Origin of the sequence: Pseudomonas sp. PB101 (assembly GCF_009764265.1) — a bacterium.
GTDB lineage: Bacteria > Pseudomonadota > Gammaproteobacteria > Pseudomonadales > Pseudomonadaceae > Aquipseudomonas.
In genome coordinates, this window is record NZ_RWIR01000048.1 from 45,754 (window position 1) to 58,033 (window position 12,280).

Genomic DNA, 12,280 nt, shown 5'->3' on the forward strand with positions numbered 1-12,280 from the left:
CCTGTGAATCCTGTGTTTTTTCCACGCTTGGACGGACCGGTCCGGGCTTCAATGCCCCACCAGTTCCTCCAGCAGTTGTTCCTTGTAGCCTTGCAGTACGCTTGACGCCCGGTCCCGGGGATGGGGCAGGTCGACCTTGATTTCGTGCTTGATCCGTCCCGGATGGGCGTCCATGACGATCACCCGGTCACCCAGGTACAGGGCTTCCTCGATGTCGTGGGTGACCATGATCACGGTGCAGCGTTGCTGCACCCAGATGCGCTGCAACTCGTGTTGCAGCCGTACCCGGGTCAAGGCGTCGAGCGCGCCGAGGGGTTCGTCGAGCAACAGCACTTTCGGTTTGTTGATCAGCGCCCGGGCAATGGCGGCTCGTTGCGCCATGCCGCCGGACAACTGGTGCGGGTAGGCATTCTCGAAGCCGTCGAGGTTGACCAGGGCAATGTGTTCGGCCACCAAACGGTCTTTTTCGGTCTGGGACAGTGGGTGGTTTTTCAAGGCCAGGGCAATGTTCTGGCTCAGGGTCATCCACGGAAACAAACGGTGATCCTGAAACACGATCCCGCGTTCCAGGCTGGTGGCCACGATCCGTTTGCCATCGAGCAGAATGTCACCTTCGTAGTCGGCCTCCAGCCCGACGATCAGCCGCAGCAGCGTGGATTTGCCGCAGCCGCTGGCACCCACGATGCTGACGAACTCGCCGGGGCGAACGTCGAGGTTGATGCTGCGCAGCACCGGCAAAGGCTGGCCTTCGATCCGATAGGCCTTGCTCAGGCCGCGAATTTGCAGGGCGCCGGACTGTAGCGGGGTGCTCTGGGGCGGGACATGTTGGGCGATTGCGTTCATGGAGTGGCCTTTCAACGAATGTTGCGCCAGCGCAGCAAATGGCGGCTTAGAAGGGTGAATAGCAGGGTCATCAGGTAACCGCACAGACCGATGCACAGCACACTGAGGACGATGACTTCCATGCGTGAGCCGGCTTCGGCGTTCATCATCAGGTTGCCCAGACCGGCTCCCGAAGACAGGAACAACTCGCTGCCCACCGCCGTGACCCAGGCAAACGCGAGCGCATGCAGCACACCGGTGGCGATGCTCGGCAGCGCCGCGGGCAACAGCACATGACGAAACCGTTGCCAGCGGGTCAGTACCAGCACCTGGCCGACTTCGCGATAGCGCTGCTCGACATGGCTGAAGCCCTGGTAAGTGTTGAGCACCATGGGGTAGAAAGCCGCGAGGCTCACGATCAGCACCTTGGAGAACTCGCCGTTGCCGAACCACATGGCGATCAGCGGAATCCAGCCGAGCATGGGTACCTGGCGGATCGAATGAAACAGCGGCCCGATCAGCCGGTTGGCAAGTCCCGACAGCGCCATCAACACGCCCAACAGGACACCGAAGAAAATACCCAGCGCCAGCCCGGTGCTGGTACGCGCCAGGCTGGCCAACAGGTTCACCAGCAGTTCGCCATTGCCCAGCAGCTCGAGCAAGGCGGCGCCGATGGTCGACAGCGGGACAAAGGCGTAAGCCCCCGCCGCGTCCTGGCGTGACAGGTATTCCCAGCCGCCGATCAACAACAGCGGCAGCAACAGGCCACGGGATTTGGCAATCAGTCCAGACATCGAAGGCTCCTAGCGGGTCTGCCAGCGGAACAGCCGCTGTTCCAGTTGGCGAAAGCTGAAATCCAGGGTGAAGCCGATCAATCCGGTCACCACGATCCCGACCATCACCACATCGATGCGCAGCATTTGCCGGCTCATCTCGATCATCTGCCCCAGGCCACTGTCGGCGGCGAGCAACTCGGTGGCCACCAGCACCACCCAGGCGCGGGTCAGGCTGATACGAAAACCGGTGATGATGGGCGGCGCGGCGGCGGGCAGGGCGATCTCGCGGACCAAAGTCGGCCAGCGCAAGCGGTAAACGTCAGCCACCTCGAAGTAGCTGCGCGGAATGGCCTTGACGCCTTCGCTGGCGGCCAGCGCGACCGGGAAGAATGCGGTCTTGGCTACGATGATGATCTTGAAGGTTTCATCGATGCCGAACAGCAGCACGAACATCGGGATCAACGCGATGCTGGGAATCTGGCGCAGGGTATGGAACAGCGGCGAGCAGTAGATCTCGACATTCTTCGACAGGGCCATCAGCACGCCGAACGCCAGGCCACACAGTGAGCCGATGCCGAACCCCAGCCCCAGGCGCGACAGACTGTTGAGCAGGTGTTCGAGGAGTTCACCGCTGGCCGAAAGCGCTTCGAAAGTCCGCCACACCTGAGCGGGGGGAACCAGCAGGTTGCGCGGAAAAATCCCGGCCTCGGCGACCACCGCCCACAGCAACAACAGGGCAACCGGAGAGATGAGCCAGGTCAGGGAGGACAACAGACGTTGAGTACGCATGGCGGTTCTTAATTCGGCGAAGTACCGAAGGGGTATCGCAAGAGCTGTGCCAGCGCGGCGGGATCGGGCGGGTTAAATCCGTAGGAGCCGGCTTGCCGGCGATGGCGGCGGTGCGGCCGACACAAATCGTGCTGAGCGCATCGCTGGCAAGCCAGCTCCTACAGGACGTGTGTCGGTGCGATTGATGCCTGATCAGCACCCGCTGCTGCCAGGGCAACACCCTGGCAGCAGTCCACTCAGAAGTCGTAGCTGACGCTGGTGTAGTAGAACGCGCCCTGGGCGCCTTCGGGGCTGGTAATCGAGTACTTCGGCACGCCGTACAACTGCGCCCCGTCAGCCTTGTCCGGATGGGTGTCGAACAGGTTGATTGCCCCCACCGACACCTTCAGCGCCTTGTCGAAGGTGTATGACAGATCCAGGTCGGTCACCCATTGCGGGCTGTAGGTCTGGTCCAGGGTCGGATTGGTGGAGTTGAGGCTTTTCCATTCGCCATAGCGGCGCTGGGCCACGGTGACGCCCCACCCCTCATACAGCCAGTTGGCACTGAGGATCAGCTTGGAGTCGGGCGTGCCGTCCTCGATCAGGCCTTGGGTGGTGCGGCCGACAATCTGCGAGCCCTTGATGTTGCCGACGTCGCGCAGGGCGGTGATTCTGGTGTTGTTCTGGCTCACGCCGGCATTCAGGTTCAGGCGTCCCCATTGCTGCAGGTCCAACTGATAGTTGCCGGCCAGCTCGACACCGTCGGTGCGGGTGTCGGCCACGTTGGTGTAGAAGGCCGCACTCTGGATATTGGCGTAAGGCGTACCGGCAAAGATCGGCGAAACGACTGACGCGGGCAACTGGTCGGAGAGGGTGATGCGGTTGTCGATATCGATGCGGTAGGCGTCCAGCGTCACCGACGCATTGGCCAGCGGACGCCAGACCAGGCCCAGGGAATAGCTGGTGGACTCTTCCGGCTTGAGCGATGTCCCGCCCAACAGTGCCGCCTCCGGGCTGTCGGCGCGCAATGTGCGCTGCTGCACTTCGACAAAGTTGCCACTGCCCGGTGGCTGCTCCACCACCTGCACGCTGAACGAAGACAAGCCGCTCTGCACCAGGGATGGCGCGCGATAGCCGGTGCTGGCGGTGGCTCGTGCGGCGATCTGCGGAGTGAAGTCATAACGCAGGGACAGTTTGCCGTTGGTGGTGTCACCGAAGTCCGAGTAGTGCTCGGTGCGCACCGCGACGCCCGCCTGGAATTTTTCGCTGAGCTGGCCTTCGACGTCGACATAGGCACCCAGTACGTTTCGTTCCAGAGAGGCGGCGTCGACCTGGGTGATGCCCGAGTAGTACCCGGGAATGCGCCGGCGGGTCACCGGGTCGACCGTGTTGAACAGCGGGCCGTTCTGCCATCCCGCCGCTTCGCCGGCGCTCAGTTCGTAGTTCTCCTGGCGCCAGGCCAGGCCGGCGGAAAGTGTCAGCGGTTTGAACAACAGGTCGGTCGGGAAGTCTCGCACCCAGTCCAGGGTCACGTTGGTCTGATCGGCCTCGCGTTCACCGGTGTAGATCTTTTCCGGGCTGTCGGCGCCCCAGCTGGGGTTGATCGCGTTGCGGTCGGTGGACTTCAGGGTGTTGTCGCCATGGTTCGCGGCAAGGTCGAACTTGCCCAGTTGCTCGTCTTCGTAACGCAGGCCACCGGTCAGCGCATAGTCTTCCAGCGAGTAGCGGGTGATGGGCAGGCGTCCATCCGGGAAGCGTTGCAACGCGGTGCTGCTGTAGTTGTTGCGCAACGTCGTGGGCGGATCGAAGAAGCCTTCGGCGTCGGTGTTCTTGTGGGAGTAGGTGGCAAAGCCGTAGGCGGTCAGGCCTTCGCCGATCCCGACTTCACTGTTCAGGGCGAAGTTGTACTGGTCCGACACGTTGCCCGAACCCCAGCGCCAGGTGCGGTAGCGGTTGTTCTGCTCGCGGGGCGTGTTGATGCTGGTGGAGCCGGGGTAAAAGATCCGGTTGTCGGGGTTGGTGTCGCTGGCCGGGTCCTGGCTGCCGGCATCGAAGCTCAGGGTCAGGAAGCCGTCGTTGGGCAGGGCGATGCCTTTCCAGCCGCTGAATTTGCGCTGGATGCCATCGCCCTTGTCGTAGCCGCCAAAGCGATAACCGAGGTCGCCGCCGTCGTCTTTCTCCTTGAGCACGATGTTGATCACCCCGGCGATGGCGTCCGAGCCGTATTGGGCCGCCGCGCCATCGCGCAGGATTTCCACGCGCTGGATCGAACTCAGGGGAATCAGGCTCAGGTCGACCGCTGCCGCGCCCCGTCCGTTGACCAGGCTTTGGCGGGTGACGTTGGCGCTGGTGTGGCGGCGCTTGCCGTTGACCAGCACCAGCACCTGATCGGATGCCAGGCCGCGCAACGACGCGCCCTGGGCGATGGAGCCGGCAAAAGCGCCCTGGGGCGACTGCGGATAGGTGAACGACGGTGACAGGGCGGTGAGGGCGCCGGACAGGTCGCTGGCACCGGTCTGTTCTAGCTGTTCGCTGGACAGCACATCTATCGGCGCGGCGCTTTCCAGCGCGGTCACGTCGCTGCGCCGCGTACCGAGTACCACCACGGTGTCGAGGTGATCGCTGCTGGCTGCGGGTTGGGTTTCGGCAGCCACGACAGGCATGGCAAGGCTGCCAATGACCAGCGCGACAGCGCCGGCCAACGGGGTGTGATGGAACATGGCTAAATTCCTTCCAGACAAATGAAGACCCTGTAGGAGCCGGCTTGCCGGCGATGGCGGCCTCAAGTGCGATGCAAGGCTTGCGGGCCTCATCGCCGGCAAGCCGGCTCCTACAGTGGATGTGTGGATGCCGGAGGTCCGGAAATCGATGGTTTTATGGGGGCGTACCGGTAGTCCGGATTCGATGATTTTTCTGTAGGAGCCGGCTTGCTGGCGATGGCGGCCAAGAGGGCGATGCAAGGCATGCGGGCCCCATCGCCGGCAAGGGGAGGTTTCGGGTCAGAAGCGACTGGTCACGCTCAGGCCGACGGTGCGCGGGTCACCGTAGGTGATCACGTATTGGCCCAGGGTGCCGTTCGGACGACCGTGTACCTGGTAGCGGCGGTCGGTGACGTTGTTCACAAACCCGGTCACGCTGAGTTTTTCATCCGGGCTGAACCAGGTCAGGCGCGTATTGGCCAGGGTGTAGTGGGCCTGGCTGAGGGTCTTGTCGGCGCTGCTCTGGCGGTCGGCGAGGAAGTATTCCTTGTCGCGGAAACTCACATCGCCACCGGCCACCAACTTTCCACCGACTTCCAGCGGGAAGGTGTAATCGCCACCGAGCGCCACCACGTTGCGCGGTGAACGCACGAAGCTGTTGCCGCTGTAGTCACCCGTGACCACCCCGGTGTTGGGGTTGGTGTTCTTGAAGTCGGTGTATTCGGTGTCGAGGAACGATACCGCGGCACGCAGGTGCAGAAAGTCGGTCGGCTGGGCTTCGAGCTCCAGCTCCGCGCCCTTGACCGTACCCTTGGCGCCGTTGGTCAATGCGGTGGTCAGCACGCCGTTGTTGACCGTCAGCAGGTTCACCTGAATATCCGAGTAGTCGTAGTAGAAGATGTTGGCGTTGGCGGTCAGGCGATGATCGAACCACTCGGATTTGAGGCCGATCTCGTAGGCGTCGAGTTGTTCCGGATCGACCGTGGTCAGCTGCGACAGGCTGGTGGACAGGCCGGTGTTGAAACCGCCGGAACGGAAGCCATGGGCGTAACGGAAGAACACCCGCACGTTGTCGTTGATCCGGTATTCCGGCGTCAGGTCATAGGTCCAGGCTTCCCAGGTCTTGTCTTCCTGACGATTGCCATTGGTGCCGACACCAGGCAGCGGCACCAGCGGGCCGTTGGCCGTGAAGCGGGTCAGTTGCGTCAGGTCGAGGTCGATGTCTTTCTTTTCCTGGGTCCAGCGCAGGCCACCGGTGACGCTGAAATCTTCGGTGAAGTCGTAGGTCAGGTTGCCGAACAGCGCGTAGCTGTCGGTCTTGTGGTCATAGCTCAGATCACGGAAGTCGGTGACGCCGCCGATCTGGTTGGAGCCGGTACCGTTAGGCGTCGGGCCGGGTGTGACAATGCGTTGGGCAGAGCTGTCGAGGTCTTCGTGGAAGTAATGCGCGCCCAGCAGCCAGCGCAGGGTTTCCTGCTGCGGCGATGCCAGGCGCAGCTCCTGGGTGTATTGAGTGTATTTGTTGTCGGAAATCGCTGCTCCGTTGACTTCATAGGGCGTGTAGTCGGCGTCGCTGGTCGCCTGGTTGCGAATGTAGTCGTAGGCGCTGATGGAGGTCAGGGTGTAGTCACCCAGGTGCCAGTTCAGGGTCAGCGACGTGCCGTCGTGATTGAGCTTGGAGTCTTCATTGACATTGATGGCGATATCGCGCCCGCGAGGTCTTTCGTAACCGACGTTGTAATAACGCCCGACCGTGAGCGAACCGTTGCTGCCGTCGCCTTTGAATTCGCGGCTGTGGACCTTGAGCAGTGCCTCGAGATCATCATTGACCTGGGCAAGGAACTGCAGGCGGACGGCCTTCTTGTTCACATCGCCATAGGTGTTGTCATCGACCAGGTTCTCCTGGAAACCGTCACGCTCCTCGGAGTACAGCGAGACCCGCGCCGCGAGTTTTTCATCCACCAGCGCTCCCCCCAGAGCGCCGCTGACGATGCGTTCGTTCTTGGTGCCAAACCCGATCGTGCCGAAGCCGTCGGTGTCGAAGGTCGGTTTTTTCGAGATGACGTTCACGGCGCCCGCGGTGGTGTTCTTGCCGTACAGCGTACCTTGCGGCCCGCGCAGGATTTCGATGCGCTCGAGGTCGAACAGCGGCCCGCCGCCGGCAACCGGGGCATTGAGGTAGACGTCATCGGCGTAGATCCCCACCGGGAAAACGGTGGCTGCGCCGGTATCACCGGTACCCAGACCACGGATGTACCAACGTGGGCGGCCATCGCCGTCCGGGTTTTTCGCCGACGTGTTGGGAACGAAGGTGGTGATGTCGCCCATGTTGCGCACGCCGTCGGCCACCAGGCTGGTGCCCTGGATCGCTGACACCGCCACCGGAATCTCTTGCAGGGTTTCCTCCCGGTGTTGCGCGGTGACGGTCACGGTTTTCAGCGAAGGCTCCGCAGCCGATTTGCTGCTGTCGGTTTCTGTGGTTTCTGCTGCCAGCAAACCCTCGCTGACGCCACCCCCGGCGAGTAACAGGGTTAGCCAGATACTTTTGGTGATTGGATTAAGTTTATGCATTTGAGTCTCCCCCAGGAAAGTTTCACTAGTGGGGGTTGAGCAGAGATCGTGCCAAGTGCTTTTTTTGCGTGGTTAGTTTTATCAAGGTGTTGAAAATAAAGGATTTGTTGTTGGCGAAAGTTGTGCGTTCAGCCGATTTTTTATGAGTTTGTTAGTTGGATCCAGTCTGCCGGGAAGTGCCTGTCAGGCATTCAGCAGAAGTTGCTTGGCGGGTGTTGCTGGAGAAGCAGGCGGAACGGAGGAAAGTGTTGCCAGGCCAGCAATTCATTGTTGTTGAGGAAGAATCGCCAGCAAGCCGGCTCCTACAGGTTTTGTGTTGAAACGGAATAAACATTGTAGGAGCCGGCTTGCTGGCGATGACGTCCTGACAGACGCTGAAAATCTCAAACCGCCAATCGTGACGTGGAGCCAATGACCTTTTCCAGCACACTGAAATCGATCCAGTCACGCACATCGAAACGCCGTGGAATGAAGTCCCAGCGATGCAGGAAATCGGTGAAATCCTGCAGCGCTTCAATGGATCGTGCATCCAGTGTCGTGCGCAGGCGCCGATGGGCGTCTTCACCGTACGCGGCGGCGACCCAGTACTCGCTGGTGTTCAGTTCCCGGGCCAGAAAACGCCGGGTTTCGTCTGGATTGGCCCATGCCCATTGCTCGGTGCGCAGCACGGTATCCACGATGTTCACGCTGGCGTCGAAATGCTCATGCAGCAGGTGCGTGTCCACGGTCAGGGTCCGTGGCGTGCCGTTGTTCGAGCGAATCAGCGGGTCGGGGTGAGAGCCGGTATCGACGACCACCTGCAAACCGAATTCGTTGGCCAGGTGCACGGCGTGCGCGCCCTTGAGAAAAATCGCATCGATGTCGCCGCGCAACAAGCCGATCAGTTCGTTGTTGCGGCGGCTGACACGTGTGACATCGAGGCTGACTTCCGAGCCGTAGACATGCTGTTTCTGATCGTCGCTGTAGGTGCCGCCATAGGGGTAGTCCACCAACTCGACATCGGACACGTCCAGGCCTTCGAGCTTGAGGGCGTTTTCCAGGCCGCGCAGGGCCTGGGCGCGAGTGAAGTCGATCTGCACGTTGGCCCATTTCGGCAAGCCGAAGCGGCGGTTCTTCAGGTCGCGAATGCTCTTCACACCGGATTCCGCGGTGGTCAGGATCAGTTGCACCTCGTCGCTCCAGGACAGCCCCAGCACCCGGGTCTGTACGCCGCTGGCATAGGCCCAGATGGCTGGGATATTGCCGCCGTGACGCACCGAGTTTTTCAGGTGATGGTCGTAATGGGCTTCGCGAACTTCCCGCTCACTGGACTCGCGCAGTGACTGGATATTCGTGCCGAACGGCGCAAAGGCTTGCGCCAGTCGACCGGACTGCACGGCGATGCCAAGCCCCGTGGGAACAGGGCTATGGGTATACCAAAGCGTATCGAGTGGTTTGCTCATAAAGTCCTTCAGTGCCGATCCATGAAACCTGGCGGGTTAGCCTGCCAGTGCGGTAGGGGTTTGCAGCAACGCGCCCAGCGGTCGAGGATCGATCCAGTCGCGCACGTCGAAGCTGTTCGGGATGAAGCGCCAGCGATGCAGGAAGTGTGTGAAGTCCTGCAGGGCGTCGATGGCCTGCTCATCCAGTTCGGTGCGCAAGCGCAGATGGGCATCGTTGCCATACGCGGCGCTGACCCAGTACTCGCTGCTGTTGGTTTCCCGGGCCAGGTAGCGGCGGGTGTCTTCCGGATGGGTGTGGGCCCAATGTTCGGCGCGTCGTACGGAATCGAGAATGCCGGTGGCGACATCGAAGTGGTTGTCCAGCAGGTTCAGGTCCACGGCCAGCGTGCGCGGGGTGCCATTGTTGCTGCGAATCAGGGGCTCGGGATGCGAGCCGGTGTCGATGACGGTGTGCAGGCCGAACTCATGGGCCTGTCGGGCGGCGCTGGCGCCTTTGAGGAAGATTGCATCGACCTCGCCGCGCAGCAGACCCACCAGTTCCAGGTTGCGCCCCTCGACCCGTTGCGCACTGACCGGCGTGCCGTTCACAGTGCTGACCTGCGGATCGCTGAAGGTGCCTTCATAACGAAAGTTCACCAGTTGCACATCGCCGACCTGCAGGCCTTCCAGGCTCAGGGCGTTTTCCAGCCCGCGCAGGGCCTGGGCACGGGTGAAGTCGATTTGCGCGCCGGCCCAGTCGGGCAAACCGAAACGGCGTCCCTTGAGGTCCTTGACGGTTTTGATGCCGCTGTCGGGAAGGGTCAGGATCAGTTGCACTTCATCGGCCCAGGACAGGCCGATGACCCGGGTTTCCCGACCTTGGGCCCTGGCCCAGATGGCCGGGATGTTGCCGCCGTGGCGCACCGAGTTGCGCAGGGTGTGATCGAAGTGCGATTCCCGCACGGCCTTGTCGGTGGATTCGCGCAGCGACTGCACTTGCGTGCCCAACGCGCCGACGGTGTCTTGCAGCCAGCCTTTTTGCACGGCGATGCCCAGCCCGGTGGGTACCGGGCAGCGGGTGTACCAGAGGGTGTCCAGAGCTTGAGTCATCAGTGATTCTCCCGCAGCGCTCAGGCGCTGGCCTTCAAATGAGTTGCCGGTTGTACGGCAGGACGTTGGTGCACCAGTGGCAGGACCTCCTGGCCGATCCGCAGGGCTTCTTCCAGGTGAGGATTGCCCGCCAGGATGAAGGTCGAGAAACCGGCATCGCGGTACTCCACCAGGCGTTCGGCGATGTTCTGGTGGCTGCCCACCAGGCCCACGGTCGGCCCCGGCTTGGCTTTGGCGAAGCCGGCCCACAGGTTCGGGCCGATGATCAGGTCGTCGAAGCGGTCGATGTTCTGGTGGTAGGCGGTTTGCCGTGCGCCACCTACCGAATCGGAGCCGCTGGTGAAGCCCTTGGCGACCACGCTGCTCTTGCCTTCGAGTTTGTCGAACTGACGACGCAAGTCTTTCCACGCCAGCTCTTCGGTTTCCCGGGCGAACAGGTCGACACGCAGACCAAAGCGCACGCTGCGTCCCTGTTTGTCCGCCAGCTCGCGCACCCGATCGATATGCGGCTTGAGCTTGTCGATGGGCTCGGCCCAGTTCAGGTAGACGTCGGCGTGTTTGGCGGCTACATCAAGGGCGGCGTCGGAGAACCCGGAGAAGTACACCCCGGGTTTGCGCTCGTTTTGCAGGCCGTGGGGCAGGGCACCGTTCTCCAGTTGGTAGATATCGCCTTCGTAGGAGAAACGTTCGTTTTGCCAAAGCCCCTGGATGATGTCTAGGAATTCACCCGTGCGTTTGTAGCGCAGGTCATGTTCGAGGAAATCGCCGTTGGCCCGCTGGCTGGCCGGGTTGCCACCGGTGATGATGTTCCACTCCAGGCGTCCGCGGCTGAGGTTCTGCAGGATCGCCGCTTGTTGCGCGGCGTAGGCCGGCAGGGTCCAGGTCGCCTGGAACGCGATCAGGAATTTGATGCGTCGGGTTTCCCGGGCCAGGGCGGCTGCGGCAATCCATGGCTCCGGGCCGGTAGGCAACAAGGCGCCTTCGAAGCCTGCCAGTTCTGCGGCTTTCGCGACCTGGGCGATGTAGTCGATGTAGGTGAAGTCGTCCGGTTCGCCATTGGGCAGCCGTCCCGGTGCGATGTTGCCCGGGCGATAGTGCGGATTACCGCGGTTGTGTTTGTCGGTGGTCAGTTGCGGGCCGTCGGTGCCCAGTGGCAGACGCCAGAAAAATTCAGTGCTCATGGGTTGCTCCTGATTCAAGTACGCGTAAGGTCGCGCAGGTGCGAGGCTGTCCTGTCAGGTGGATTGCAACGGACATGCCATGCCCGGCACGCCGGGTTTGGGCCAGCGGGGCCGGGGGGTTGGCGGGGGAAGGGAGAGGGGGTGAAGGCGGCGCTGCTGCTGTAGCAGCAGTCCGTCAGCAATGGTTGTTCGGGGTGCAGCAGGGGGGGGGGATGGTGTTCTGGAGATTGCCATCGCTGGCAAGCCAGCTCCCACAGGGGATGTGTGTGGTCCGCGATTGCGTAGGAGCCGGCTTGCCGGCGATGGCGATTTTGAATACGCCGATGCAGCAGGCGGGTTTGGTTGTGTTCTGGAGATTGCCATCGCTGGCAAGCCAGCTCCCACAGGTGATGTGTGTGGTCCGCGATTGCGTAGGAGCCGGCTTGCCGGCGATGGTGATTTTGAATACGCCGATGCAGCAGGCGGGTTTTGATGGTGTTTTGGAGATTGCCATCGCTGGCAAGCCAGCTCCCACAGGTGATGTGTGTTATCCGCGATTGCGTAGGAGCCGGCTTGCCGGCGATGGCGATTTTGAATACGCCGATGCAGCAGGCGGGTTTGGTTGTGCTCTGGAGATTGCCATCGCTGGCAAGCCAGCTCCCACAGGGGATGTGTGTGGTCCGCAATTGCGTAGGAGCCGGCTTGCTGGCGATGGCGATTTTGAATACGCCGATGTAGCAGGCGGGTTTGGTTGTGCTCTGGAGATTGCCATCGCTGGCAAGCCAGCTCCCACAGGGGATGTGTGTGGTCCGCGATTGCGTAGGAGCCGGCTTGCCGGCGATGGCGATTTTGAATACGCCGATGCAGCAGGCGGGTTTTGATGGTGTTTTGGAGATTGCCATCGCTGGCAAGCCAGCTCCCACAGGGGATGTGTGTTGTCCGCGATTGCGTAG

9 protein-coding genes are annotated in these 12,280 nt (G+C 62.0%); 1 reads left to right on the forward strand and 8 read right to left on the reverse strand.

The window, feature by feature from the left end; genetic code table 11:
- Positions 1-48 precede the first annotated feature (48 nt).
- The 8 genes from EI969_RS14205 to EI969_RS14240 form a co-directional block, all read right to left on the reverse strand.
- Positions 49-843, reverse strand: coding sequence for an ABC transporter ATP-binding protein (locus EI969_RS14205; protein WP_160388364.1), 795 nt, complete (start codon positions 841-843; stop codon positions 49-51).
- Between the two features lie 11 nt (positions 844-854).
- Positions 855-1,616, reverse strand: coding sequence for an ABC transporter permease (locus EI969_RS14210; RefSeq protein WP_160388365.1), 762 nt, complete (start codon positions 1,614-1,616; stop codon positions 855-857).
- 9 nt (positions 1,617-1,625) lie between these two features.
- Positions 1,626-2,387, reverse strand: a complete 762-nt coding sequence (locus EI969_RS14215; RefSeq protein ID WP_160388366.1) for an ABC transporter permease — start codon at positions 2,385-2,387, stop codon at positions 1,626-1,628.
- A 236-nt stretch (positions 2,388-2,623) separates the two neighbouring features.
- Entirely contained in the window at positions 2,624-5,086 is a 2,463-nt protein-coding gene (locus EI969_RS14220) for a TonB-dependent siderophore receptor (protein ID WP_160388367.1), read from the reverse strand.
- Positions 5,087-5,365: 279 nt separating this feature from the next.
- The gene (locus EI969_RS14225) at positions 5,366-7,636 is read right to left on the reverse strand and encodes a TonB-dependent receptor (RefSeq protein ID WP_160388368.1); all 2,271 of its coding nucleotides are present in this window, start codon (positions 7,634-7,636) and stop codon (positions 5,366-5,368) included.
- A 383-nt stretch (positions 7,637-8,019) separates the two neighbouring features.
- Positions 8,020-9,078: an ABC transporter substrate-binding protein gene (locus EI969_RS14230; RefSeq protein WP_110661677.1), complete on the reverse strand. Its 1,059-nt coding sequence runs from the start codon at positions 9,076-9,078 to the stop codon at positions 8,020-8,022.
- Between the two features lie 36 nt (positions 9,079-9,114).
- Entirely contained in the window at positions 9,115-10,167 is a 1,053-nt protein-coding gene (locus EI969_RS14235; RefSeq protein WP_160388369.1) for an ABC transporter substrate-binding protein, read from the reverse strand.
- A gap of 20 nt (positions 10,168-10,187) precedes the next feature.
- Positions 10,188-11,348 carry an LLM class flavin-dependent oxidoreductase gene (locus tag EI969_RS14240; protein WP_110661682.1) on the reverse strand — a complete coding sequence of 387 codons (1,161 nt, stop codon included), beginning with the start codon at positions 11,346-11,348 and terminating at the stop codon, positions 10,188-10,190.
- Between the two features lie 302 nt (positions 11,349-11,650).
- On the opposite strand from EI969_RS14240, the gene EI969_RS14245 reads away from it, so the two are divergent.
- Entirely contained in the window at positions 11,651-12,208 is a 558-nt protein-coding gene (locus tag EI969_RS14245) for a hypothetical protein (RefSeq protein ID WP_160388370.1), read from the forward strand.
- The last annotated feature ends 72 nt before the right edge of the window (positions 12,209-12,280 follow it).